The sequence below is a fragment of the Kribbella jejuensis genome (assembly GCF_006715085.1).
GTDB lineage: Bacteria > Actinomycetota > Actinomycetes > Propionibacteriales > Kribbellaceae > Kribbella > Kribbella jejuensis.
This window is the reverse complement of sequence record NZ_VFMM01000001.1, coordinates 1,695,611-1,719,245: the sequence shown is the minus strand read 5'-3', so window position 1 is coordinate 1,719,245 and position 23,635 is coordinate 1,695,611. Positions and strand designations below refer to the sequence as shown.

Annotated in this window: 24 protein-coding genes; 17 read left to right on the top strand and 7 right to left on the bottom strand. The window is 68.3% G+C overall.

Annotated features, from left to right (window positions below; translation table 11 throughout):
- Positions 1 to 10: 10 nt before the first annotated feature.
- From FB475_RS08405 to FB475_RS08375, 7 genes are all read left to right on the top strand, one after another.
- Entirely contained in the window at positions 11 to 787 is a 777-nt protein-coding gene (locus tag FB475_RS08405) for an ABC transporter permease (protein WP_238332031.1), read from the top strand.
- Positions 784 to 2,304, top strand: coding sequence for an ABC transporter ATP-binding protein (locus FB475_RS08400; protein WP_141854105.1), 1,521 nt, complete (start codon positions 784 to 786; stop codon positions 2,302 to 2,304). The genes FB475_RS08405 and FB475_RS08400 overlap by 4 nt, the downstream gene beginning before the upstream one ends.
- Complete coding sequence (locus tag FB475_RS08395; RefSeq protein ID WP_202878286.1) at positions 2,301 to 3,344, top strand: pyridoxal-phosphate dependent enzyme; 1,044 nt, start codon at positions 2,301 to 2,303, stop codon at positions 3,342 to 3,344. Before FB475_RS08400 ends, FB475_RS08395 begins: the two co-directional genes overlap by 4 nt.
- Positions 3,345 to 3,391: 47 nt before the next feature.
- On the top strand, positions 3,392 to 4,204 hold the full coding sequence (locus tag FB475_RS08390; protein WP_238332030.1) for a Rossmann-like domain-containing protein: 813 nt from the start codon (positions 3,392 to 3,394) through the stop codon (positions 4,202 to 4,204).
- Positions 4,201 to 5,397 carry an MFS transporter gene (locus tag FB475_RS08385; RefSeq protein ID WP_238332029.1) on the top strand — a complete coding sequence of 399 codons (1,197 nt, stop codon included), beginning with the start codon at positions 4,201 to 4,203 and terminating at the stop codon, positions 5,395 to 5,397. The genes FB475_RS08390 and FB475_RS08385 overlap by 4 nt, the downstream gene beginning before the upstream one ends.
- A 63-nt stretch (positions 5,398 to 5,460) precedes the next feature.
- Complete coding sequence (locus tag FB475_RS08380; protein ID WP_141854101.1) at positions 5,461 to 6,138, top strand: DUF1707 SHOCT-like domain-containing protein; 678 nt, start codon at positions 5,461 to 5,463, stop codon at positions 6,136 to 6,138.
- Between the two features lie 46 nt (positions 6,139 to 6,184).
- Positions 6,185 to 6,640 (top strand): GNAT family N-acetyltransferase, encoded by a 456-nt coding sequence (locus FB475_RS08375; protein ID WP_141854099.1) that lies wholly within the window; start codon positions 6,185 to 6,187, stop codon positions 6,638 to 6,640.
- Here FB475_RS08375 and FB475_RS08370 read toward each other — a convergent pair.
- Positions 6,624 to 8,186 (bottom strand): phospholipid carrier-dependent glycosyltransferase, encoded by a 1,563-nt coding sequence (locus FB475_RS08370; protein ID WP_202878407.1) that lies wholly within the window; start codon positions 8,184 to 8,186, stop codon positions 6,624 to 6,626. The two genes, FB475_RS08375 and FB475_RS08370, sit on opposite strands and share 17 nt — an antisense overlap.
- 214 nt (positions 8,187 to 8,400) lie before the next feature.
- On the opposite strand from FB475_RS08370, the gene FB475_RS08365 reads away from it, so the two are divergent.
- The 5 genes from FB475_RS08365 (at position 8,401) to FB475_RS08345 (ending at position 12,490) form a co-directional block, all read left to right on the top strand.
- Positions 8,401 to 8,640, top strand: a complete 240-nt coding sequence (locus FB475_RS08365; protein ID WP_141854095.1) for a hypothetical protein — start codon at positions 8,401 to 8,403, stop codon at positions 8,638 to 8,640.
- Positions 8,637 to 9,056: a type II toxin-antitoxin system VapC family toxin gene (locus FB475_RS08360; RefSeq protein WP_141854093.1), complete on the top strand. Its 420-nt coding sequence runs from the start codon at positions 8,637 to 8,639 to the stop codon at positions 9,054 to 9,056. The genes FB475_RS08365 and FB475_RS08360 overlap by 4 nt, the downstream gene beginning before the upstream one ends.
- Positions 9,053 to 9,892, top strand: coding sequence for a 16S rRNA (cytidine(1402)-2'-O)-methyltransferase (gene rsmI, locus FB475_RS08355; protein ID WP_141854091.1), 840 nt, complete (start codon positions 9,053 to 9,055; stop codon positions 9,890 to 9,892). Before FB475_RS08360 ends, rsmI begins: the two co-directional genes overlap by 4 nt.
- Before the next feature lie 22 nt (positions 9,893 to 9,914).
- Complete coding sequence (gene metG, locus FB475_RS08350) at positions 9,915 to 11,492, top strand: methionine--tRNA ligase (protein WP_141854089.1); 1,578 nt, start codon at positions 9,915 to 9,917, stop codon at positions 11,490 to 11,492.
- Positions 11,493 to 11,578: 86 nt separating this feature from the next.
- The gene (locus tag FB475_RS08345) at positions 11,579 to 12,490 is read left to right on the top strand and encodes an NADP-dependent oxidoreductase (RefSeq protein WP_141854087.1); all 912 of its coding nucleotides are present in this window, start codon (positions 11,579 to 11,581) and stop codon (positions 12,488 to 12,490) included.
- A 165-nt stretch (positions 12,491 to 12,655) separates the two neighbouring features.
- Here FB475_RS08345 and FB475_RS08340 read toward each other — a convergent pair whose 3' ends face one another.
- The 5 genes from FB475_RS08340 to FB475_RS08320 are packed head-to-tail and all read right to left on the bottom strand — an operon-like array spanning position 12,656 to position 17,877.
- The gene (locus FB475_RS08340; protein WP_141854085.1) at positions 12,656 to 13,567 is read right to left on the bottom strand and encodes a phytanoyl-CoA dioxygenase family protein; all 912 of its coding nucleotides are present in this window, start codon (positions 13,565 to 13,567) and stop codon (positions 12,656 to 12,658) included.
- Positions 13,564 to 14,835, bottom strand: a complete 1,272-nt coding sequence (locus tag FB475_RS08335; RefSeq protein ID WP_141854083.1) for an ABC transporter substrate-binding protein — start codon at positions 14,833 to 14,835, stop codon at positions 13,564 to 13,566. Before FB475_RS08335 ends, FB475_RS08340 begins: the two co-directional genes overlap by 4 nt.
- Positions 14,836 to 14,847: 12 nt before the next feature.
- A complete protein-coding gene (locus FB475_RS08330) occupies positions 14,848 to 15,657 on the bottom strand; it encodes a carbohydrate ABC transporter permease (RefSeq protein WP_141854081.1) in 810 nt (269 codons plus the stop codon).
- Entirely contained in the window at positions 15,654 to 16,568 is a 915-nt protein-coding gene (locus tag FB475_RS08325) for a carbohydrate ABC transporter permease (RefSeq protein WP_141854079.1), read from the bottom strand. Before FB475_RS08325 ends, FB475_RS08330 begins: the two co-directional genes overlap by 4 nt.
- Positions 16,561 to 17,877, bottom strand: a complete 1,317-nt coding sequence (locus tag FB475_RS08320; protein WP_202878285.1) for a glycoside hydrolase family 36 protein — start codon at positions 17,875 to 17,877, stop codon at positions 16,561 to 16,563. Before FB475_RS08320 ends, FB475_RS08325 begins: the two co-directional genes overlap by 8 nt.
- Before the next feature lie 76 nt (positions 17,878 to 17,953).
- Here FB475_RS08320 and FB475_RS08315 point away from each other — a divergent pair, with 76 nt between their 5' ends.
- Complete coding sequence (locus tag FB475_RS08315; RefSeq protein ID WP_141854075.1) at positions 17,954 to 18,871, top strand: helix-turn-helix domain-containing protein; 918 nt, start codon at positions 17,954 to 17,956, stop codon at positions 18,869 to 18,871.
- A 224-nt stretch (positions 18,872 to 19,095) separates the two neighbouring features.
- On the top strand, positions 19,096 to 19,512 hold the full coding sequence (locus FB475_RS08310; protein ID WP_141854073.1) for an SRPBCC family protein: 417 nt from the start codon (positions 19,096 to 19,098) through the stop codon (positions 19,510 to 19,512).
- A gap of 31 nt (positions 19,513 to 19,543) precedes the next feature.
- On the opposite strand, the gene FB475_RS08305 is transcribed toward FB475_RS08310, so the two are convergent.
- On the bottom strand, positions 19,544 to 20,512 hold the full coding sequence (locus FB475_RS08305) for a type IV toxin-antitoxin system AbiEi family antitoxin domain-containing protein (RefSeq protein ID WP_141854071.1): 969 nt from the start codon (positions 20,510 to 20,512) through the stop codon (positions 19,544 to 19,546).
- A gap of 223 nt (positions 20,513 to 20,735) precedes the next feature.
- On the opposite strand from FB475_RS08305, the gene FB475_RS08300 reads away from it, so the two are divergent.
- The 3 genes from FB475_RS08300 (at position 20,736) to FB475_RS38070 (ending at position 23,622) form a co-directional block, all read left to right on the top strand.
- On the top strand, positions 20,736 to 21,650 hold the full coding sequence (locus tag FB475_RS08300) for a TatD family hydrolase (protein WP_141854069.1): 915 nt from the start codon (positions 20,736 to 20,738) through the stop codon (positions 21,648 to 21,650).
- A 9-nt stretch (positions 21,651 to 21,659) separates the two neighbouring features.
- Entirely contained in the window at positions 21,660 to 22,274 is a 615-nt protein-coding gene (locus FB475_RS08295; protein ID WP_141854067.1) for a nitroreductase family protein, read from the top strand.
- 217 nt (positions 22,275 to 22,491) lie between these two features.
- Positions 22,492 to 23,622, top strand: a complete 1,131-nt coding sequence (locus FB475_RS38070) for a resuscitation-promoting factor (RefSeq protein WP_141854065.1) — start codon at positions 22,492 to 22,494, stop codon at positions 23,620 to 23,622.
- Positions 23,623 to 23,635: the final 13 nt, after the last annotated feature.

Below are 23,635 nucleotides of genomic sequence, written 5' to 3'. Positions count from 1 at the left end.
AGGTGCGGTCGTGGTTGCGGCGGGCCCGGTGCTGGTGCCGTTGGTTGTCGCGGTCCTTGGGCCTTTCGTCCCGTACGACGCTCGCGAAGGTTTGCCCTACTCGTCCGCGGGCTTGCTCGGGACGGATGGGCTCGGGCGGGATGTGTTCGGGCTGTTGCTCGTCGGTGGGCGGTCGGCGTTGGGGATGGCGCTCGGGGCGGTCGTGCTCGCGTACGTCGTCGGCGGGATGGTCGGGTTGACCGCCGCCTCGACCCGGTACCGGTGGCTGGACGAGGGGCTGATGCGGCCTCTCGACGTACTGCTTCCGTTGCCGTCCCTGCTCGTGATCAGCGTGGTGGCCGTTGGCTGGCGCGCATCCGCAGTCGCGATCACGGTGGCCGTCGCGATGGTGAACGTGCCGACCGTGGCCCGCCTGGTCCGCGCGGCCGCGCTGGATGCGGCGAGCGGACCCGTGGTCGAGGCGCTGCGGATGCAACGGGAGTCGTGGATACGGATCCAGCTCGGGTACGTCGGGCGCTCGGTGCTCGGGCTGGTCGCCGCCGACCTGGGCACCCGGATCACGCTCGCGGTGTTCCTCGTTGCCTCGGTCAACTTTCTCGGTCTCGGCCTGAGTCCGACCGCGCCCGACTGGGCAGTCAGCGTCTCCCGCAACCGCGAGGGTCTACTGCTCCAACCGTGGTCCGTTCTCGCGCCTGCCCTGCTGCTCGTGTCCTTCACACTCGGCTTCAACCTGCTGGCGGATCGCCTCGTGCACAGCTCCCGTCGCATGGTCGGGACGCCGGCATGATCCTCGTTCGCGTCGACAAGTTGTCCGCGACCGCGGGTGATGCGGTGCTGGTGGACGGTGTGTCGTTCGAGGTGGCCGCCGGCGAGGTGACCGCACTCGTCGGCGCCTCCGGAGCGGGGAAGACCACGGCGGCGTTGGCGTTGCTCGGGGAGCACGGAGACGGCGTCCGGCTGGAAGGGCACGTCGAGGTCGCCGGGGAAAGCGTCGTCGACGACCAGGGTGTGACCGGTGCCGACGTCCTCGGCCGGCTCGTCGCCTACATGCCGCAGCACCCCGGGAGTGCGCTCAACCCGGCGCGTCGAATCGGTACGACGCTGCGTGAACTCGCGAAGCTCCACGACGGCGACGTCGAGCGGGCGCTCCGAGCGGCGCAACTGCAGACGCAGAACGCAACCCTCAAGCGTTTTCCGCATCAGTTCTCCGGTGGCCAACGGCAACGGATCGCGCTGGCCCAGACCCTCACCTGCCGACCGCGGGTGCTCGTCCTGGACGAGCCGAGCACCGGGCTCGACTCGATCACCCGGCTCCAACTGGTCCACGAACTCCGCGAACTCGCCGCGACCGGCCTCGGCATCTTGCTGCTCAGTCACGATCTCGACCTGGTCCGCGCACTCGCCACCCGGGTCGTCGTCCTCGACGCCGGCCGGGTGATCTCCGACGTCCTGCCGTCGAGCGCCCATCCCGGAAAGCCGCTGGGAACCTCCGCCACCGGCCAACCGTTGCTGAAGGCAATGAACCTGTCAGCCTCGCTGCGGCCGCGTGGTCGCGACCTCGTCCTGCACGACATCGGCCTCGCTGTCCGCGCAGGTAGTTGCCTCGGCGTCGTCGGCCGCTCGGGCAGCGGCAAGACCACCCTCGCCCGCTGCCTGGCCGGCCTGCACGAGCGCCACACCGGCAGCATCCACCTCGACGGCCACCCGTTGCCGATACTGCGCAAACGCACGCGCGAGCAACACCGCCGAGTGCAGTACGTCTGGCAAGAGGTCCGCGGCTCCTTCGACGAACGGCGCCCCGTCGACCAGCAAGTTGCCCGTACGGCGGAACGCCTGCGCGGACTCGCGCCGGAACAGGCCCACGCCGAGGCCATCGCAGTCCTCGCCCGACTCGGCGTCGCCGCGATCACGGCCGGCCGCCCGCCGAGCCGGTTGTCCGGTGGCGAACTCCAGCGTGCTGCGCTCGCGCGGGCCGTCCTCGCGAAACCCGACGTACTGATCTGCGACGAGATCACCACCGCCCTGGATGACCGCGGTACGGCGCTCGTGCTCGACCTGCTCGGTGAGCTGAAGGCACGCGGTACCGCGCTGATCTGGATCGGCCATGATCTCGGACTGGTCGCCGCTGTCGCGGACGAGGTGATGGTGCTGGACGCCGGCCACGTGGTCGAACAGGGTCCGCCCTCGAGGATCACCACCGAACCGCAGCACGGACTGACCCGCCGGCTGGTTGCGGCCGCGCGGATCGGTACCCCTGATTCTCCGCCCGCATCCATCGACATGAGGAGCGAACCGCGCCGATGACGCGACTGCACGACCACCTGGCGGAGGCGATCAAGGACCCGGACCCGATCCGGGTGGACGACCTGATCTGCCTGCGGTTCGAGACGATGAAGGTGTACTCCGCGCTCGGCGCCGTCCGGCAGCTGCTGGAGACCGGGAGGGTCCGTCCCGGCGACACGCTGATCGACAGCTCGAGCGGGATCTACGCGCACGCGCTCGCGCTCGCCTGCCACCGGTACGGGATGAAGTGCCACATCGTCGGGTCCACCACGGTCGACCGGACGCTGAAGATCCAGCTCGAGATCCTCGGCGCGACGGTCGAGCAGGTGCCGTCGTCGAACAACCTGCAGCTCGACCAGAACCTCCGGGTCCGCCGGATCGGTGAGATCCTCCGCGACAACCCGTCGTACCACTGGATGCGGCAGTACCACGACGACATCCACTATCTCGGCTACCGGGCGGTCGCGGACCTCGTCGCCTCGCTGGTGCCGTCCGGGCCGCTGTGCCTGGTCGGTGGTGTCGGTACCGGCGCATCCACCGGCGCGATCGCGGCGTACCTGCGGGAGAGCGGGCGGGACGTGAACTTGGTCGGCGTGCAGCCGTTCGGGAGCGTGACGTTCGGCGCGGGGCACACGCAGGATCCGGAGATGATCATCGCCGGGATCGGTAGTTCCATTGAGTTCCGGAACGTGCGGCATGGGCTCTACGACCGGCTGCACTGGGTTTCCTTCGAGTACGCGATGTCGGCGGCGGTGGATCTGCTCCGGACGTCCGGCGTCTTCGCGGGGTTGTCGGCCGGGGCGGCGTACCTGTCGGCGCTGTGGGAACACGGTTGCGACCGCGGGCGGAAACACGTGTTCCTCGCCGCCGACACCGGCACCCGGTACGTCGAGTCCGCTTTCGCCCGGCATGCCGAAGCACGGCCGATGGCATCGATGCGCCCGCGCGAGATCGACTCCCTGGACGACCTCGCGGTCCCGTGGTCGGCAATGACCTGGGCCCGCCGGGAGTCGGCGCAGTTCCGGCGCGCCGAACTTCCAGCTGCGACGCAGTCGCATTAATCTGATCCCAGCACACCCCGAAAGGCCGCCCCCCAATGACTGCTCGCTTGTCCATCACTTCCGTAGGTCAGCTCACCGATTCCGTTGTCGCGGGGGCATTCGGGCCCGCCCCGGCAACCTTCGGCATCACCAGTGCGTTCTGGTTGCATCACACGACCCGCCTGCCCGGCGCCGACGTCACCTACCGGAACTACTACGTCCTGCTCAGAGTGGGGGAAGTGTTCGGCGCCTGCTCCTTCGAGCACGGCGAACTGGACCCGACGTACTGCGCCGACACCTCCGGCCGCACCCTCGCCGACGTGCTGACGTCGGACGACCCACTCCCAGTACGCGTCGCCGCCCTCGACGCGTACCTGGCAGCAGTCGAACCACACCACACCTCACCCCACGCCGAGGAAGTGGTCCTCCCCGCCGGGACCCCGGACGTCCGCGCCAAGGCCCGCGACGCCGCCGTGGCCGGCCTCCTCGACGTTGCCGACGGCACCAAAGTCGCGCTGATCGGCGTCGTCAACCCGCTCGTCGACGCGATCACCGCCCGCGGCGGCAGCTGCCTCCCGTGCGACTTCAACCTCGACCGAACTGCCTCCGGACTGCCCGTCTCGAAAGACATGACCGAGGTGATCGACGCCGCCGACGCGGTTGTGGCGACCGGGATGACGTTGTCCAACGGCAGCTTCGACGTACTCCTGCAACGTTGCCGCGAGCAAGAGAAACCGCTGGCGATCTACGCCCAGACCGGCAGCGCTGTGGCCCGCGCCTTCCTCGGAAACGGCGTGACAGCACTTTCCGCCGAACCGTTTCCGTTTTCCCAGTTCAGCTCCCGCCCGAGCAGCCTCTACCGCTACCGGACGGGTACATGAGCACGCAGCAACTGACGGCCGAAGTGCCCGGCGATCTCCGCATGGTCAAGCGGTTGTGGCCGTTCCTGCTCGCCTCGACCGTGAGCCTGATTCCGTTCACGGTGTTCGGGATGTACCTGGTGCCGATCTCCGACGCGGCCGGCGGAAGCGTCGCGGAAATCGGTGGCCTGCGCGGACTCGGTGGACTTGCGGCGCTCGCGGTCGGCGTACTGCTGGCGCCGCTGATGGACCGTGCGCCGCGCGAACTGGTCGCCGCTGCCGGTCTCGCGTTGCTCGGTGTCTCGGCAGCGTTAGGTGCCGTGGGCAACGTGTTCGCCTTGGCCGCGTTCTGCCTGCTGATCGGTGCCTCGACGTCGATCCTCGCCCCGTCGATCGGCGCCGCGGCGGCGGACCGCTTCCGCTCCCCGGCCGCGGCCGGCCGTGCTGCGACGCTGGTGTCCGCGACGACGAGCGCGATGGCGATGCTCGCGGCGCCCGTACTCGCCGGCCCCGGCCTGATCTGGGGTTGGCGCGGCAACCTCCTCGCCGCCTCGGTGATCGCCCTCGGTCTCTCGGCCGCGTTCTGCATCCGCGGCCGCGGACGCACAGCACCGATCACCGGCCGGCAGCACGTCAGCTACCTGGCGACGTACCGGGAACTCGCGCGCATCCCGGGCGCCGTACCGCTGCTCGCGATCGCGATGCTCAGGACGGCGGCCTTCATGGGGTACCTCGCGTACCTGGCGGCGTTCTACGACGACAAGTTCGACCTCGCGCCCGGCTGGTTCGCGCTCGTCTGGTCGCTCAGCGGAGCCTCGTTCTTCCTCGGCAACCTCCTCTCCGGCCGGTACCTCGCCACCACCCGCGCCCGGACCGAGCGCTTCCTCCTGATCGGGATCACCGTCGCGCTGATCGCTGTCGCAGCCTTCTACTTCTCGCCGACGCTCCCGCTCACCTTGGTCCTGACCGCGGTCATGGGCGCCAGCCATGCGAGCGTCGCCGCCTGCGTCACGACGCTCCTGGTCCGCCGCAGCGGCGACCTGCGCGGCTCCGCCCTCAGCGTCAACACCGCCGGCATGAGCCTCGGTACCTTCCTCGGCGCGGCGATCGGCGGCGTCGGCCTGGCCCTCGGCGGCTACCCCGGTACGGCGATCACCTTCGCCGGGCTGACCCTCGTCGCCACCGCCTGTGCCTTGCGAATTCAGTGCGACTAAGGGTCAGGATCCGGGCTTTACCGGACTCCGTACCGGACCTGTCTCGATATATCGTTCAGGGTTATGGAGAACCTGCCCGACCGCCCGCATCCGCACGCGCATCTGCGGGCGTCCGACATCGATCGTGACCAGGTCGTCGACGTACTGCGGGAGGCCCTGATGTCGGGCCGGTTGACCCAGGACGAGCACGCCGATCGGCTCGAGCAGACGCTGCAGGCCAAGACCCTCGGCGAACTCGAGCCGATCACCCGGGACCTGGTCGTCCCGGGCCAGCCGGCGCCGGTCGCGTCGGCGGTCCCGTCCCTGTCCACGGCTCCGTCCACCAGCCTGGTACCGATCGAGGAGCCGGCCGACCCGAACGCCAGCGTCGACAACCTGGTCGCGATCTTCGGCGGCGGCGAACGGAAGGGCCGCTGGCGGGTGAAGCGCCGCACCAACGCGCTCGCGGTGTTCGGCGGCCACGACCTGGACATGACCGACGCGGTGTTCGAGGGCCGTGAGGTGACGATCAACGCGGTCGCAGTGTTCGGCGGGATCGACATCACCGTCCCCGAGGGCGTCACCGTGCGCAACGAGGGCGTCGGCATCTTCGGCGGATTCGCCGCGCAAGGCTCCGCCGATCCGGACCCGAACGCGCCGACAGTCGTGATCAAGGGCCTCGCGCTGTTCGGCGGCGTCGGCGGCCAGTCGTCGGCGAAGCGCCACGGCAAGAAGAACAAAAACCGCCACGGCCTGCACTGACCGCAAATGCGGTGCGGTCCGTGCGCACGACTCGTAGCCTGCGGTCATGGCCGACTTCGTTCCCGCCGAGTTCGACGTACCCCGTGAGCTGGTCACCGAGCGATTCCGGTTGGAACCGCTCGGCCCGCAGCACAACGAGCCCGACTACGCCGCCTGGACGAGCAGCATCGAGCACATCCGCTCGACGCCGGGGTTCGGCGGCAGTTGGCCGCCGGCCGACGGGATGTCGCTGGAGGCCAACCTCGGTGACCTCCAGCGGCACGCCGACGACTTCGCCGCGCGCCGCGGCTTCACGTACACCGTGATCGAAACCGGCGGCGATGTGATCGGGTGCGTGTATATGTATCCATCGCGGAAGGATCCGGCCGTGGCCGACGTACGTTCGTGGGTGAGCGCGGACCGGGCGTCGCTGGACGTCGAGCTGTACGACGCCGTGTCCGACTGGCTCGCTACGCGGTGGCCGTTCGAGAAGGTGGACTACGCGGTCAGATCCAGGACTTGAACCACATGCGGCTGAGCCAGGCCTCGTGGGGGAGGACCTTGTCGGTCAGGATCGGCCAGATGTAGGCGAAGTTCAGGACGACGAGTACGACGAACGCGCCGACCACCGCGCTGCCGATCAGCCGGCGCGGGGTCGCCGTACCGAGCCCCGTGCTCAGCGCTGCTCGCGCCGGGCCGAGGATCTTGCCGAGGATGAGGGCCAGCGCCATCACGGTGAACGGGATCATCGTGACGGCATAGAAGAAGAAGATCGGTCTCTGGTCATAGGCGAACCACGGCACCCAACACGTCACGAAGCCGACGACCGGGATGCCGAACCGCCAGTCGCGCGTACTGATCCAGAACACCAGCGCGGCGATCAGCGCGAGCGCACCGCCCCACCACAACAGCGGCGTACCGAGGGCGGAGATCACCTGCAGACAGGTGTCGCCGGCCGGCGCGGTGCAGCCCGGCGTACCCGGCTTGATGTCGTTGACCGCGTCGAAACCGATCGGCCGGGCAATGATCGGCCAGCCCGCCGGGTTCGACTGGTACGGGTGGGTGGCGTGCTTGATGTAGTCGCCGGTGTGGAACGCGTAGACCTCTTTGTGGTACTCGAGCAGTGACCGGAAGTCGTCCGGGACCAGCTTCATCACGCCGTGCGCCGGGTTGCTCGCCGCCCAGTTGTGGTCGTACGAGTTGTCGTGCAGCAGCCAGCCGGTCCAGGTCGCGAGGTAGGTGACCCCGGCGACCAGCACCAGGCTGACGAACGCCGGGATGCCGTCGACCAGCGCCGACTTCACGAACGCGAACCGGACGCCGAGCGCGCGGCGGGCGCCGAAGTCCCAGGCGAACACCAGCACGCCGAACGCGGCCATCGTCCAGACCGCCGACCACTTGGTACCGAGCGCGAGGCCGAAGCAGACGCCCGCGGCGATCCGCCACGGGCGGATCAGCAGCCAGCGGCCGACCGTACGGCGGCCGCCGTCCTCGACCGGCCTGTCCAGGGTCTCGGCGTGCCGGCGGCGGGTCCAGTCGCGGTCGCAGACCAGGCAGGAGACCGCCGCGACCAGCCAGAACGCGAGGAAGATGTCGAGCAGCGCGACCCGCGACATCACGAAGTGCAGGCCGTCGACCGCGAGCAGCAGGCCCGCGATCGCACCGATCAGGGTCGAGCGGGTCATCCGGCGGACGGTACGGATCACCAGCAGCACCGTCAGCGTGCCGAACAGCGCCGGCATGAACCGCCAGCCGAACGTGTTCATCCCGAACAGCTGCTCACCGGCCGCGATCATCCACTTGCCGACCTCGGGGTGCACGGTCAGGCTCGGGGTGTCCTTGAAGACGTTCAGGTTGCCGGCCAGGATCGCCTTGTCGGCGGCGCCCTCCGGCTGGTCGATGAACTGCCGCGCGTACCCGAACTTGAGCAGGCTGAACGCGTCCTTGGCGTAGTACGTCTCGTCGAAGACGAACTTCACCGGCGTACTCAGGTGCCAGAACCGCAGGATGCCGGCTACCAGCGTGATCGCCAGCGTCGCGATCCAGCCGCCGTCGAAGTCCCGCGGCATCGCCGGGTACAACCGCTCCTTGAGCGGCGGCAGCCGTCTACCGAGCACGTCCCGCCCGAGCAGTTCCCGCTCGCCATCCGCCTCGCCCCGCCGGACAGTCCCGTCCTCGATCACAGCAGCCACGCCGCCATGCTACGGACCCCCCGGTCCGCCCGCCTCCCCCCGCCTGTGGAAAACCCCAACCACCCGCCCCCCACCTCCTACAATCAGTCACATGAGCACGCCCCGCGAAGAGCTCCACGCGCTGATCGACTCGATGTCGGACAAGGCGGCAGCAGACCTCCTGCCGGAGCTCCGGCTGCTGAAGCTGCAGGCCGAGGCACGCACCGAGCGGCCCGGGGCCGGCGGTTCCTGGCCGCCGGCGTGGTTCGGTTCGGTCGACGGGACGCCGCCGGACTTCTCCGAGCACATCGACGAGATTCTCGGCTCGGAGCTCGGACGCAGCTCGAAGTGATAGTCGTCGACACCGGCCCGCTGGTTGCGGCCGCCCTGACCTCCGATGCCAACCACCAGCCCTGCGTCGACCTGTTCGCCTCGCTCCGCCTGAACAACGAGCGGTTGGTCATTCCTCCGTTCGTCGTCACCGAGGTGTGCTACTTGCTCGCCAGGGCAGGCGGGCACAAGCCCGAAATGGCGTTCGTCAGGTCGCTAGCGACCGAGGATTTCACCATCGCTCCGATGACTCCCGCGGCCCTCGAGCGGATCGCCGACCTGATCGGGCAGTACGCGGACCTGCCGTTGGGGCTGGTGGACGCATCGGTCGTTGCCCTCGCGGAGCAGTTGGGGGTGGACGAGATCGCGACGCTGGACCGGCGGCATTTCAATGTCGTCCGGCCGCAGCACACCGACGCCTTTACCCTCCTCCCATGACCGGGCGATTGGTGTTGGCGGGGACGCCTATTGGGGATGTTTCGGATGGGTCGCCGCGGTTGGGGAGGGTGTTGGCGGGGGCTGATGTGGTGGCGGCGGAGGATACGCGGCGGTTGCGGCGGTTGACGGGGGAGTTGGGGATTCAGCTCAGTGGGCGGGTCGTCAGCTACTTCGAAGGGAATGAGCGGGAGCGGACTCCCGAGTTGATGCAGGCGCTTCTCGACGGGGCGACCGTGGTGGTGGTGACGGACGCGGGGATGCCCAGCGTGTCGGATCCCGGGTATCGGTTGGTGGCCGCCGCGATCGAGGCTGACGTGGTGGTGACCGCCGTACCGGGGCCGTCCGCCGTGCTCACGGCCCTGGCGCTGAGTGGCCTCCCGGTGGATCGGTTCACGTTCGAGGGGTTTCTGCCGCGGAAGCCGGGGGAGCGCGGGCGGCGGCTGGCGGAGTTGCGGGACGAGCCGCGGACGATGGTGTTTTTCGAGGCGCCGCACCGGCTCACCGCGTCGCTGGAGGCGATGGCCGAAGCCTTCGGGGCGGATCGTCGTACGGCGGTGTGCCGGGAGCTCACCAAGACGTACGAAGAGGTCAAACGGGGTCGTCTCGACGACCTGGTGACCTGGTCGAAGGACGGGGTCCGTGGCGAGATCACGGTCGTGGTTGCGGGCGCGGACCCGGACCGCGTGATGACCCCGGAGGACCTGGCCCGCGAGGTGGCGGTGGACGAGGAGGCGGGTACGCCGCGTAAGCAGGCGATCGCCGACGTCGCGAAGCGGTTCAACGTGCCGAAACGGACCGTGTACGACGCCGTACTGGCCGCGCGAAAACCCAGTTAACCGGGGCACTACTCTTTAAGGCATGCCCGAGAAGGTTTCCGAGAAGGCCTATTACGTCACCACCCCGATCTACTACGTCACGGCCGCGCCGCACATCGGCAGCGCGTACACGACGGTGGCCGGGGACGTCCTGACCCGCTGGCACGCCCAGCGTGGCGAGCGCAAGTGGTACCTGACCGGTACCGACGAGCACGGTGAGAAGGTGATGCGCAGCGCGCAGGCCCAGGGCATGACCCCGAAGGAGTGGACCGACAAGCTCGTCGAGGAGGCCTGGAAGCCGGCCTGGGTGGACGTCGACATCGCGTACGACGACTTCATCCGGACGACCGAGCAGCGGCACACCGAGCGGGTCCGCGAGTTCTGGCAGAAGCTCTACGACAAGGGCGACGTCTACAAGGGCGAGTACGAGGGCCTCTACTGCGTGGGCTGCGAGGAGTTCAAGCTTCCCGCGGACATCCGGACCGACGCCGACGGCACGCAGCGGTGCATGATCCACGGCACCGAGCTGGAGACGGTCTCGGAGACGAACTACTTCTTCCGGCTCTCGGCGTACGCCGACAAGCTGCTCGAGCTGTACGAATCGCAGCCGGACTTCGTCGCGCCGTCGAGCGCACGCAACGAGGTGATCGCGTTCGTGAAGCAGGGCCTGCAGGACCTGTCGATCACCCGGTCCACGTTCGACTGGGGCATCCCGGTCCCGTGGGACGAGGACCACGTGCTGTACGTGTGGATCGACGCGCTGCTCAACTACGTGACGGCCGCCGGCTACGGCACCGACCCGGAGCGGTTCGAGGAGCTGTGGCCGGTCGACGTCCATCTGGTGGGTAAGGACATCCTCCGGTTCCACGCGGTGATCTGGCCGGCGATGCTGATGGCGGCCGAGGTTGCGACGCCGAAGCAGGTCTTCGCGCACGGCTGGCTGCTGGTCGGCGGCGAGAAGATGAGCAAGTCGAAGCTGACCGCGATCGCGCCGCACGAGATCACCGACCACTTCGGCTCCGACGCCTTCCGGTACTACTTCCTCCGGACCATCCAGTTCGGGTCGGACGGCTCGTTCTCGTGGGAGCACCTGAGCGCGGTCTACACCTCCGAGCTCGCGAACGGCCTGGGCAACCTGGCCAGCCGGATCGCCGCGATGGTCGGCAAGTACTTCGACGGCGCGCTGCCCGAGCCGACCGACCACGGACCGGCCGAGCAGGCGCTGGCGGACAGGCTCGCGCAGACCGTCGCGACCGCGGACGAGGCGCTGGACACGCTCGCGTTCCATGAAGCTCTCGCCGCGATCAACGAACTGGTTGGCGCGGTCAACGGGTACGTGACCGAGCAGGAGCCGTGGAAGGTCGCGAAGGACGAGTCCCAGCGGGCCCGCCTCGCCACGATCCTGTACTCGGCGGCCGAGGTACTGCGGGCGGTCGCCGTACTGCACAACCCGACGATGCCGAAGTCCTCCGCGAAACTGTGGGCCCTGCTCGGCGCCGAGGAGAAGCTCGGCGCGCTGGCCGACCAGCGGGTGCAGGACGCCGGCACCTGGGGCCAGCTCCCGGCCGGCGCGACGCTGACCAAGGGCGATCCGCTGTTCCCCCGCCTGGAAGAGAACTGATCGCAGAAATTCGCGCCGCCGTCCGGGAATGCCCGGCGGCGGCGCAGCCTTTCTTGTAGCAACAACCATTCTTTGGAGGCGGTCCGATGCGCGCGGTGGTGTTCGAGGAGTACGGCGATCCCGGTGTACTCCAGGTGCAGGACGTGCCGGAGCCGCATGCGGGCCCCGGGCAGGTGCGGATCAAGGTGCAGGCGGCCGGTGTGAACCCGTACGACACCAAGATCCGGCGCGGTTTCACGAAGGACTTCGCGCCGGCGAAGTTCCCGGCCGTCCCGGGGTTCGAGGTCGCCGGGGTGGTCGACGAGGCCGGTGAGGGCGCGGGGTTCGCGGTCGGCGACGAGGTCGTCGGCTGGTCCGCCGGCGGTGCGTACGCCGAGTACGCGCTCGGCGGCAACGTGACGCACAAGCCCGCGGGTCTCAGCTGGGAGCAGGCGGTCGGCATACCGGTCGCTGGTGAAACAGCGCAGCGGGTGCTGGATCTGCTCGACGTGAAAGCGGGCGAGACGATCCTGATCCACGGCGCCGCGGGTGCGGTCGGCTCGGTGGCCGTTCAGCTTGCCGTGGCCGCAGGGCTGACGGTGATCGGTACGGCGTCGGCCGCCAACCATGACTACCTCCGCGCCATCGGCGCGATCCCGGTGGCGTACGGCGACGGGCTGCTCGAGCGGGTCCGCGAAGCTGCTCCGCAGGGGGTCGATGCGGTGTTCGACACCGCCGGACAGGGCGGTCTGGAGGAGTCGATCGAGCTCCGGGGTGGCACCGACCGGATCGTCACCATCGCCGACTTCGCGGCCGCCGCGCTCGGCATCCAGACCTCCTCCGGCGGCACCGGCACCCCGGAGGCGGTCCGCGCCACCCTCGACGCCCAGCTCCAAGCGGCCGCCGACGGCAAGCTCACGATCCGGATCGCCGCGACGTTCCCACTCGAAGAAGCCGCCCAGGCCCAGGCGCTCAGTGAGTCCGGCCACGCCCGCGGCAAGATCGTGATCCGCCCGTAGGCGGACCCCCACCACTCACCAACCCGCACCGACGCGGGCCGGGCACGCCCGGCCAAGCGTGCACCCGGCAGCTGTACGCCGGTTGGTGAGTGGCACAGGTCCGCTCCTCAGGTGTAGTCCGGCAACTGTCGCGAGGCGTTCGGCCGGCTGGTGCACCTCCGGTGTTCAGACGTACGCGAAGCGCGACGCCGGCGTGGGGACATCGTCCACTCGCGGGTCCCAGCGGCCCACGAAGTTCACTCCGGGTGGGACTTCGACGCAGTCCGTCGAGGTCCAGCCGCGAGTGAGAGTCGGGAAGTCCGGGACGTCTGGGTGGTAGTGCGGCTTCCCCGTGCCGAGCAGGTCGCGAGCCATTGGTGCGCTCAGCGCCTGGTAGCGGAAGTCGGCCGACAACCGCAGCTGGTTCGTCCGGTTCGGCATCGCGCCGTGCACGGTGAGGCTTCCGAACAGGAGTACATCGCCCGGTCGGTACGACGTCGTCCGCCACTCCGGGTGGTTCTCGTCAGCCTCGGCGCGCATCATCCCCGGCCCGTCGGACGCCTTCACCGGAAGTACGCCGAGCCGTGGTGAACCGGCGTACACCCGCAATCCGCCGATCTCGGGCGGTGCCGGGCTCAACGGCAACCAGGTGGTCAGCGTGTCCACGGACCCCTGGATGAACCGGTAGTCCTGATGGATCGGCGTCGGGTTCGCCCCGGGCGACGGGGGCGCGATCCGGCAGATGTGCGCCGGATGCGCGAACGCCTCTTCCCCGAGCAACCGTCCCGCCAGGTCGAGCAGCTCGGGCCGTACGGCGAGCCGGTGGAACGCCTCGGTGCTCTGGATCGCCGTATACGCCCCGAAGAACCCCGCCGACCCCTCCTCCACAGCCCGCCCCGAAGCGATCAACTCCCGAGGATCGGCCTCCCGCGCCAGCCAGTCACTGTCATACAGAATCCGCGCCAGTTGCTCATGCACAGCTCCCACCACATCGGTAGGCAAGAGCCCCCTGAAGAACAAGTAGCCGTCATTCGACAACCTTTCCCGCAGCACGCCGACGTCCTGCACATCGTCGTACGAATCGGTCAGTTCCTTCATTTGTCGTTTCCGATCTTGTCCATGGAAGCGGCGATGTCGGCGACCGGGATCTTGTTCAGGTAGAGGTCGTTGACGGCCTTGTTGATTTCCGGGGACTTGGCGGTCCAGCCCTCGGCGATCGGGAGGTTGACGGTGCTGCCGGCGGCGGAGTCGAGGAACGGCTGGACGTCGATGTTCTTCTTCTTCCAGAACGCCTTGTAGCCGGCGCCCGCGTCGTTCAGCGCCGGGATGATGTAACCGGCGTCGCCCATCAGCCGTTGCGCCTTCTCCGAGCCGAGGAACGCGACCAGTTTTCCCGCTTCGTCCGGATGCTTGGTCTTGGCGAACATCGCCTCGGCCAGCCCGTTGATCACCACGGTCCGACCGGCCGGTCCGGCCGGCATCGACGTGACGCCGATCGGGAACTTCACCTCGGGCAGCGCGAACGGCAGCAGCGCGTTGTTCGCCGGGAACATCGCGACCTCGCCGCGGTAGAACATCTCGGTTGCCTGGCCGGTCGGCGGGTTGGTACGGGTACCGTCCGGCGACACCTTCCACTTGAACACCAGGTCGCGGGCGAACTGCAGCGCCTCGACGGACTTCTCTCCGGCGAAGTCGAAGGTGCCGTACGGCTTGTCCATCGCGTGGCCGCCGTTCGACGCGATCCAGTTCAGCCACTGGGTCTGGCTGTGGTTCCAGGAGCAGAAACCCCACTGCTTGTCGCCGACCGTGAGCTTGCGGGCAATCTCGAGGAAGCTGCCCGAACCGTCCGGCGCCCAGGTCAACTCCTTCGGCATCGCGATGCCGGCCTTCTGGACCAGGGTCTTGTTGTAGAGCAGCCCGACGATGCCCATGTCCTTCGGCATGCCCAGCTGTTTGTCCTCGAACTTGTACGACTGGACGACGTTCGGGTGGTACGAGTCGAGCTTCAGCCCGGCCTTCGAGATCAGGTCGTCGAGCGGCGCCAGTACACCCTTGCCGGCAAAGTCAGGGAAGTAGTCGACGGTCAGCCAGAACACGTCCGGCGCCTTGCCGCTGGCCAGTTCGGTGGTGAGCTTCGTCCAGTACTGGTCCCAGGGCAGCACCTCCATCCGCACGGTGATGTCCGGGTTCTCCTTGGTGAACTCAGCGAAGACGGTCTTGTACCCGACCTCCTGCTGCTCGTCCCAGAGCCGGTACACGAGCTCGACCTTGCCGCCACTGCTTGCCTTGTTGTCCGACGAGCCGCAGCCGGCCAGCGCGAGCACACTCCCCGCGCCGATCAGAAAAGTCCTCCTGGACAAAGACATGAGAGCCTCCGACTACTTGAGCCCGGTAACGGCGACCGAGCGGACGATGAAGCGCTGGAAGACGATGAACAGCACGAGCAGCGGCGCCAGCGCGATCAGGCTGCCCGCCATGACGGCGTTGTAGTCGACGCCGATTTCCCCCTTGAACAAGGCGATCCCGACCGAGAGCAGCCGCTTGTTCTCGCTGCTGGTGATGATCAGCGGCCAGAGGAAGCTGTTCCAGTTCGCCACCACGGCGAGCGTGGTGACGGTGACCAGGATCGGTTTCGACAGCGGCAGCACGATCGACACCAGCGTCCGGACCCGCCCGGCGCCGTCGATCCGGGCCGCGTCCTCGAGATCCGCGGGAATGCCGCGGAAGAACTGGCGGAGCAGGAAGATCGCGTACGGCGTACCGAGCATCGTCGGCAGCATCAACCCGGCCCACGTGTCGACCAGGCCGAGCTTCTGCATCATCAGGTACAGCGGGATCATCGTGACCACCGGTGGCACCATCAGTGTCGACAAATACACCCAGAACAGCGCGTCCCGCCCCGGGAACGAGAGCCGGGCGAAGGCGTATGCCGCGAGGATCGCGAACACGATCTGGCCGAGGGTGATTCCGGCCGTGACGAGTGCGGTGTTGGCCAGGTATCCGCCGAACCCGGACGCGAACAGCCGGTGGAACGCCGCCGTACTCGGTGGCAGGCCGGGCTCCCACGGCATCGTCTCGGACAGTTGCCCCGGGCCCTTGAACGCGGTCAGCAGGGTGAGCAGGTACGGGAACACCGAGAACACGCAGCCGAGCACGAGTACGGCGTACGGGACGATGCGGAGTCTCATGCGGACACCTCGTAAGTGGTACGGCGTTCGAAGTACACGAACTGGGAGATCGTCGCGATCAGCACGACCGCGAACAGCAGGACCGAGATCGTCGACGCGTAGCCGAAGTCGAACTTCTTGAAGGCCTCGTCGTAGATCAGGTACGTCGTCACCTCAGTACTGTCGCCGGGGCCGCCCTCGGTCATCACGAAGATCGTGTCGAACGCCTGGAAGGAGCCGATCACATTGGTGATCAGTACGAACAACATCGTTGGCCGCAGCAACGGAAGCGTGATCGTGAAGAAGTGTGCGACCGGGGAGGCGCCGTCCAGCGACGATGCCTCGCGCAACGATCGTGGGATGTTCTGCAGGCCGGCCAGGAAGAACAGCATGTTGTAGCCGGCGAACTGCCAGATGTGCACCGCCGCCACGCTCGGCATCGCCAGCACCGGCGACGACAGCCACGCCGGACCATGGATCCCGAACAGGCCGAGGAACTGGTTCAGCGCGCCGCGTCCGGGGTCGAAGATCCAGCTCCAGACCAGACCGAGCGTGACCGGCGTCGCCATCCACGGGATCACGAGTAGAGCGCGGAAGTACTTCATCCCGCGCAGCTTGCGATCTACCAGGAGGGCGAGCAGCAGCGAGAGGATCGTCGTACCGGGGACACAGATCAGGACGTAGTACAGCGTGACCAGGAGTGAGTGCCAGACGCCGGAGTCCGCGAACAGCTTCCGGTAGTTGGCCAACCCGATGAATTCAGGTGTCGAGAGCAACTTCCAGTCGAACAGGCTGAGCGCCAGGACGATCAGCACCGGTGCGAGCAGGAAGCCGAGGACGCCGACCAGGCTCGGGGCGAGGAGTGCGTACGCCGCCGCCGTCTCGCGGCCTCTTCTGTTGCGGCGCTTGGCGCGGGGCGCGGGCCTAAGCATCAGGGTCCTTCAGTGGGTGCGGCCGCGGTGAACTCGGGACGAGCAGCTCGCGGGTACGGTCCAGGCCCCAGCGGTCCAGGGCGCTGATCGGGTCGCTCGACATCCGGAGGCCGGGTGCTTGTTCGATGTGGTTCGCCCAGCGCTCGCGTTCCTGCACGTCGGGGCGCACGATCAGGCAGTCGGAGTCGTTCGCCCACCAGCGGCCATGCAGGAACTCGCGCGCGACCGACGTCGTCCTCGCGCCGTGCTGGCCGGGCTGGCTGATGTCGCCGGACGGTGGTTCGACCAACGGGTCGGTGTCGGGGGAGATCCGCATACAGTCGACCAGGCCGAGGCTCGGCAGGATCGGGGCACCGCAGCCGTGCAGGATCCGATTCGGGCCGACGGCTTCGCGGAGCAGCCGCAGGCCGTGCCGGTATGCCGCGATGCCGTCGACCTGTTCGTACCGCGGTCCGTCGATCGCGCCGGCGTACAGGAAATCGAGCTTGAAGTGGTCGTAGCCCTGGCGGCACAGCTCGGTGAACACGTCCTGGAGGTGGCGCGCGGCGCCGGGGTGCGTGACGTCGAGGACCAGTTGCTCGTGGCCCCAGTTGGTCCCGGCTGTGATGCCGGGGACGAGCCACTCGGGGTGTTTGCGGGCGGTCTCGCTGTCGCTGCTGACGAGGAACGGGGCGACCCAGATGCCGGCGCGGCGCCCGCTCGAGCGGATGTCGGCGGCCAGCGTAACGGTCGAGCCGAAGTCGTCGCGCGGCGTGAGCCAGTCGCCGATCGCGGTCTGGTAGCCCTCGTCGAGCAGTACCAGATCCACGCTCAGGTCGTGCTGGTCGAACTGCCGTACGTCGTTCATCACGTCGCGTTCGGTGACCTTGCCCCAGTACGCGTACCAGCTGCACCAGGACGGGCCGAACACGCGGACCGGCGGCGCGCCGGTGGCGAAGGCGTCGGCCCAGTCGGCGAGCGCCTGGTTCGGGTTCGCGGAGGTGCTGGTCGTGATCGCGACCTCGTCGTCGGCGGAGACGACCAGTTTGTTGCCGTGGGCCTCGGCGCGGATGGACGGGACCGTGTCGGGGGTTCGCGCGGCGACAACTGTGGTTCGGCCTTGTGCCGCGACCGCCAGGAGACCTTCCCCCTGGAAACGGCCGGCCTCGACTCCTGGGCGGTAGGCCATCACGTGGTGGTTAGGCGCTGTCGGCCGGGGCGGGCGCGCGTCGAGCCGGTACCAGCCGCTCGGGCTCCAGGACTGCCAGCCGTGCTCGAACACCAGCGTGTCCGGGTCGTGGTCGAGCTCGGCGACGGGGCGGAAGGGCACGGATCCCTCGATTCTTCTAGGTGCAGGATCTTGCTGTTGTGCCGCTAATCTTGGAGCGCCGACGAGGGGATCCACCATGACGGAGCCTGCTGACTTCGAGCACGATCTTGCTACCCAGGTGCTGATCGAGCTGTACAGCGAGATCCCGCCGCCGAGCAAACTCGTGACCGGGCATTTCCACAGCGGCGGCGACTACCGCGTCGTACGGCCGGACGGTGTGGGCAGCTGGTACCTGCTGTACACCGCGTCGGGGACCGGCCGGTACCTGCTCGGAGACAACAAGCTGATGCTGCGGCACGGGGACGTCGTACTCGTGCGGCCGGGGACGCCGCACGACTACGGGACCGTGGGGACGTACTGGGAGTCGTGGTGGGCGCACTTCCAGCCGCGGCGGGAGTGGCACTCGTGGCTGTCGTTGCCGCAGGCAATGCCCGGGTTGTCGTACGTACGACTCACCCGGTCGTCGGAGACCGACCGGGTGGTGTCCGCGTTCGACCGGCTGCACCGCGACGCGCAGCGCGCCGGGTTGTCGCCGACCGGCGATACCTCGCTCAACCTGCTCGATCGGAGCGTCGCGACCGAACTCACCATGAACGGCATCGAGGAGGTGCTGCTCACCGCCGTCGCGAGCCTGCGCCGGGAGATCCAGCACCTGGACCCACGCGTCCACCTCGTGCTCGAAGCAATCACTGCCGACCCGGCGCGCCCACACACGCTGACGTCGCTGGCGGGGCTGGCGCAGGTCTCCGTCTCCCGCCTCGCCCACCTGTTCAAGGAACAGGTCGGCGACTCGATCATGAACGTCGTACTCGCCCTACGCCTCCAACGCGCCGCCGAACTCCTCGGCGCCACCGACCTGACCGTCGCCCAGATCGCCGCCGCCGTCGGCTTCGAGTCCCCCCACTACCTCACCCGCCAATTCACCCGCCGCTACGGCACCCCACCCACCACCCACCGCCAAAAATCCCGAACCCCAGAACTGGAGCTGTACTAATCCCCGAAAGCACACCGCTCCGCGGCGGCTGCCTCCGGCCCGCGCGGCGCTCGTACTGACGGCGTGCCCGCCCCGCCGCGGGCGATGTACCTCCGGGCCGGCGTGGAAAGGGCATCGTTCGCGGGCGTCCGGGGTGGTTTGGGGTGCGGATGCGGTTGTTGACGCTTTTGTACAAGCGCATGGGGGGGTGGGGACCGTACGGTCGGGGGAGAGAGGAGTTTGTGATGACTGGGTTTGTTGCGGTGGCTGAGGTTGATATTGAGGCTTCGGCTGAGCGGGTGTGGGGCGTGTTGACGGATCCCGAGCAGTTGAAGGAGTTGTGGTTCGGGGCTGAGGTGGAGACGGACTGGCAGGTGGGGAGTCCGATTACGTGGAGTGGGGAGTGGGAAGGTAAGCCCTTCCAGGACAAGGGCGAGATTCTCGCGATCGAGCCGGGGCGGTTGTTGCGGCTGACGCATTTCAGTCCGCTCACCGGGCAACCCGACGTACCGGAGAACTACCACACCCTCACCTACACGCTGACCGGCAATACGCACCTGAAGCTCGAGCAGGACAACAACGGCAGCGAAGAAGAGGCCAAGCATGCCCAAGGCATGTGGGAATCGCTCGTCACCAAGGTGAAGGAAGCCGCCGAGGCCTAGGTGGCTGAGGGGTTGTTGCGCCGATGGCGGACTACAGGCTGGTAGCGGTGACATAACCCGCCACCGGACCGGAGCGTGCGATGGCTCGGCGGACTCGGAGGTGGACGGTGGCCGGCTGGGCCAGATCTGCCCAGCAGATGCGGACCACTTGGTACCCCAGGTCCCGCAGCCGGTCCTCGCGTGCCTTCTCCGCGACGAGAGCGGTAGCGCCGCCGCCGTACTTGAGGGCTCCGTCGAATTCGACGATGACGCCGTACTGCTCGAGCAGGAAGTCGACCCGGGCCAGAAGCATCCCCCGCTCGTCGCGGATCTCGGCCTGTGGCAGCGGTTTGGGCAGGCCGACGTCCGCGAACAGTACTCGCAGCCGCGACTCGCCGACCGATTCCGCGCGGCCGTCGCCGAAGAGGACCGCTCGCGCCGCGGTGCGGATACCGCTCCGGCGAGCGAACGGCTCGAGCGCATCGGCCAGGTCCTGTCGCGTGGCGAGCCGCAATCTCAGTGCTTGGTCCACGACAGACACGGCAACCGGATACGCAGTTGCCCGGACGGTCTCGATCACGGCCCGTGCGGGGAGCGTCGTCCGTACGCCGTCCAACTTCACCACCACGTCGACGCGCGGCCGGGCTGCGTGCTGGCACACTGCCGCATCTGAACGACCGGGGCCGTGTCGTCTGGTCATGTGGACGCGGCGCAGGTCGAGGTCCGAGACCCGTACGCCGTGCAGCAGCAGCGCCGACTGGTGGCTCACAACAGCTCGTCCGCCGAGTCGCACGTATACCGCCCGCGCGGCGAGCGCATGACGCCAGGACGCCCGTTCCCACGGCGGCATTGCTTCGACGGCCGGTCCGGGTTCGGCGTACGCACCGCGGACGATGCGGATCCACCGGCCGGACGCGACGTATGTGCGCAGGTCGGCATCGGAGTACCCGGCAACGAGCGCGTCCGCCCGGGTGAACCAACCGCCGCGCTGCATGGCGAGCGTCTGCAGTTCGAGATTCATGCCCCAGAAGATGCCCGGTTCCGGGCCGTCGTCCGCCGCGGACTTCGGGCCTGTGGATGACCTGGCCGATGCTGGGTTGTTTCACCGCTGGCCTGCTGCAACCCGCCAGCGGTGAAACAACTACCCCCCGACCACGCCGACGCACGCCGACGCACGCCGACGCACGCCGACGCGCCGCCACTCACGCCAAAAGCCGGTAGCGCACCTAAGTAACCTGGCGTCCATGGGTGTTGATGGTGTTGAGGTGGGGCGGCCTACGCGGGAGCGGGCGGCCGTCGGGGAGGACGGGCGGTCGCGGGATCGGAGTCGGCCGGCGGCGCCCGATCCGTTGCCGATGAGTGTGGTGGATGCGCATTGCCACCTGGACATCGCGGACGGGGAGGACGGGGCCTGGTTGAGTCCGGCCGAGGCGATCAAGTTGGCGGCGTCGGTGAGCGTGACCCGGATCGTGCAGGTCGGGTGTGATCTGCCTGGTGCCAAGTGGGCCGTCGAGGCGGCCGCGCAGTACCAGAACCTGATCGCCGGAGTCGCCCTGCACCCGAACGAGGCGCCCAAGTTGAAGGCGGCCGGTGAGCTCGACAGTGCGCTCGCGGAGATCGAGCGGCTGGCGTCGAGTTCGGCGAAGGTACGGGTGATCGGCGAGACCGGCCTCGACTACTTCCGGACCGGAGCGGACGGGCAGGCGGCTCAGCACGAGTCGTTCGCGGCGCACATCGAGCTGGCGAAGCGGCTCGACAAGACGTTGATGATCCACGACCGGGACGCGCATGACGACGTACTGCGGATTCTCGATCGCGAGGGTGTACCCGATCGGCTCGTGATGCACTGCTTCTCGGGCGACACCGAGTTCGCGCGCGAATGCGTGAACCGCGGCGCGTTCCTGAGCTTCGCCGGCGTCGTCACGTTCAAGAATGCCCAATCCCTGCGGGACGCGCTCGCGACCACCCCGCTCGACCGGATCCTGGTCGAGACCGACGCGCCTTACCTGACCCCGTCCCCGTACCGCGGCAAGCCGAACGCGTCGTACCTGATCCCGCACACCGTCCGCAGGATGGCCGACGTCCTCAACATCTCCGTACCCGAACTCTGCGAGTCCCTGAACAACAACGCGAACCGCGCCTTCGGCGGAGCCTGGTAAACAAGGCGCATGGAGTTCAGGGACGTAGTGCGACGGCGGCGGATGGTCAGGAACTACGACCCCGACCGGCCGGTGCCGGACGAGGTGCGCGAGCGGATCCTGGAGAACGGTCTCCGGGCGCCGTCGGGCGGGTTCAGTCAGGGGTGGGCGTTCCTGACCTTGGAGGGCGACGAGCGAGAGCGGTACTGGCGGATCTCGGCCGAGGATCCGGACGAGAAGTATGTTGAATGGATCACAGGGCTGCGCCGCGCGCCGCTGCTGATCCTGGCATTCGCGCACAAGGACGCGTACCTCGATCGGTACACCGAACCGGACAAGGGCTGGACCGATCGGGACGAGGGTCGCTGGACCGCGCCGTACTGGTACGTCGACACCGGGATGGCCGTCCTGCTGATGCTGCAGACAGTGGTCGACGAAGGCCTAGGAGCCTGCTTTTTCGGGCCTCCTGCGGACAAAGTGGGCCGGCTGCTGAAGGAGTTCGGGGTCCCCGAGGGGTTTGATCTGGTCGGGGTTCTGTCGGTCGGGTACCGGGCTCCGGACAAGCGTTCGCCGTCCCTCAAAAGGGGCCGCCGGACGACCGCCGAAGTGGTGCATCGGGGCCATTGGGGCAATCACACGGCGTGACGGCGCCATTACACCTTTTTACGACTCGCCGACCAGGGGATTGGCGCTTCCGCTACTTCTTCGTTATGGTCCCGTGATGTTGGCCGGGATCGGGGAAGTTCCCGGACGAGCACAACCCCTCGGCGGGGTCACCGAAACCGGGCAGCCAGTCCGGCGAAGGCGGCCGGTGCCTGTGCTGTCCCACCCCGTGCCCGGGTAGCCCTACCTGGGAGCGTTAGTGCGTAAGTCCATCATCGTGGCCGTCGGTGCGACGGCTGCGTTAGCCGTCGCGGGTGGCTCCGTGGCCTATGCCTCGAAGAGCAAGACCGTGAGCATCTCCGTCGACGGCCAGGTGCGGAAGGTGCACACCTTCGGCTCCACCGTGGCAGACGCCCTGAAGGCCGAGAAAGTTCAGGTCGGTGCCCACGACAACGTCGCGCCGTCGCTGGACTCGAAGCTGCAGGACGGCCAGGAGATCGCCGTGCAGTACGGTCGCCAGCTGACCGTGAACGCCGACGGCACCAAGAAGGCGTACTGGACCACCGCCGACAGCGTCAACGAGGCGCTCGCCGACCTCGGCCTGCGCTACGACGGGGCTCAGCTGTCCACCAGCCGGAGCGCCCCGCTCGGCCGCCAGGGTCTGGAGCTGACCGTCACCACGCCGAAGACCGTGCAGATCGTGCACCTCGGCAAGATCGTGACGATCAAGTCGCTGGCGAACACCGTCGGGCAGGCCCTGACGCAGGCGAAGATCGCCTGGGACGCCGACGACCGGATCACCCCGGCCGCGGCCACCCCGCTGAAGCTCGGCGTGAACAAGATCGGTTTCGTGCAGGTCCTGCAGAAGACCGTCACCAAGACCGAGGCCGTTGCGCACGGCACCGACAAGACCGAGTCGGCGACGCTGCTCGAGGGCACGACCAAGACCACGACCAAGGGCACGGACGGTTCGAAGACCGTCACGTACCTGTACACCTACCTGGACGGCAAGCTGTCGACCACGAAGGTGGTCGCGTCGAAGGTCGTCACTCAGGCGGTCGACGAGCAGGTCGTGGTCGGTACGAAGCCGAAGCCGGCCGAGACGACCACGACGACCGACACCAAGCCGCCGGCGACCAGCACGGGTGGCAGCGGTGCCTGGGACCGGATCGCCGCGTGCGAGTCCGGCGGCAACTGGGCCGCGAACACCGGCAACGGGTACTACGGCGGTCTGCAGTTCGACCACGGCACCTGGGCGGCCTACGGCGGTACGGCGTACGCCAACAACGCCAACGGTGCGTCGAAGGCGCAGCAGATCGCGATCGCGGAGAAGGTCAAGGCCGACCGCGGCGGGTACGGGGCGTGGCCGGTGTGCGGCAAGAAGGCGTGAGCCTGACACACTG

Bases quoted from the DNA above. Each gene is read 5' to 3' on its own strand.
- FB475_RS08400 (WP_141854105.1), top strand. From the start codon at position 784: ATGATCCTCGTTCGCGTCGACAAGTTGTCCGCGACCGCGGGTGATGCG.
- FB475_RS08395 (WP_202878286.1), top strand. From the start codon at position 2,301: ATGACGCGACTGCACGACCACCTGGCGGAGGCGATCAAGGACCCGGAC.
- FB475_RS08385 (WP_238332029.1), top strand. From the start codon at position 4,201: ATGAGCACGCAGCAACTGACGGCCGAAGTGCCCGGCGATCTCCGCATG.
- FB475_RS08380 (WP_141854101.1), top strand. From the start codon at position 5,461: ATGGAGAACCTGCCCGACCGCCCGCATCCGCACGCGCATCTGCGGGCG.
- FB475_RS08375 (WP_141854099.1), top strand. From the start codon at position 6,185: ATGGCCGACTTCGTTCCCGCCGAGTTCGACGTACCCCGTGAGCTGGTC.
- FB475_RS08370 (WP_202878407.1), bottom strand. From the start codon at position 8,186: ATGCCGCGGGACTTCGACGGCGGCTGGATCGCGACGCTGGCGATCACG.
- FB475_RS08365 (WP_141854095.1), top strand. From the start codon at position 8,401: ATGAGCACGCCCCGCGAAGAGCTCCACGCGCTGATCGACTCGATGTCG.
- rsmI (WP_141854091.1), top strand. From the start codon at position 9,053: ATGACCGGGCGATTGGTGTTGGCGGGGACGCCTATTGGGGATGTTTCG.
- metG (WP_141854089.1), top strand. From the start codon at position 9,915: ATGCCCGAGAAGGTTTCCGAGAAGGCCTATTACGTCACCACCCCGATC.
- FB475_RS08345 (WP_141854087.1), top strand. From the start codon at position 11,579: ATGCGCGCGGTGGTGTTCGAGGAGTACGGCGATCCCGGTGTACTCCAG.
- FB475_RS08340 (WP_141854085.1), bottom strand. From the start codon at position 13,567: ATGAAGGAACTGACCGATTCGTACGACGATGTGCAGGACGTCGGCGTG.
- FB475_RS08335 (WP_141854083.1), bottom strand. From the start codon at position 14,835: ATGTCTTTGTCCAGGAGGACTTTTCTGATCGGCGCGGGGAGTGTGCTC.
- FB475_RS08330 (WP_141854081.1), bottom strand. From the start codon at position 15,657: ATGAGACTCCGCATCGTCCCGTACGCCGTACTCGTGCTCGGCTGCGTG.
- FB475_RS08325 (WP_141854079.1), bottom strand. From the start codon at position 16,568: ATGCTTAGGCCCGCGCCCCGCGCCAAGCGCCGCAACAGAAGAGGCCGC.
- FB475_RS08315 (WP_141854075.1), top strand. From the start codon at position 17,954: ATGACGGAGCCTGCTGACTTCGAGCACGATCTTGCTACCCAGGTGCTG.
- FB475_RS08310 (WP_141854073.1), top strand. From the start codon at position 19,096: ATGACTGGGTTTGTTGCGGTGGCTGAGGTTGATATTGAGGCTTCGGCT.
- FB475_RS08305 (WP_141854071.1), bottom strand. From the start codon at position 20,512: ATGAATCTCGAACTGCAGACGCTCGCCATGCAGCGCGGCGGTTGGTTC.
- FB475_RS08300 (WP_141854069.1), top strand. From the start codon at position 20,736: ATGGGTGTTGATGGTGTTGAGGTGGGGCGGCCTACGCGGGAGCGGGCG.
- FB475_RS08295 (WP_141854067.1), top strand. From the start codon at position 21,660: ATGGAGTTCAGGGACGTAGTGCGACGGCGGCGGATGGTCAGGAACTAC.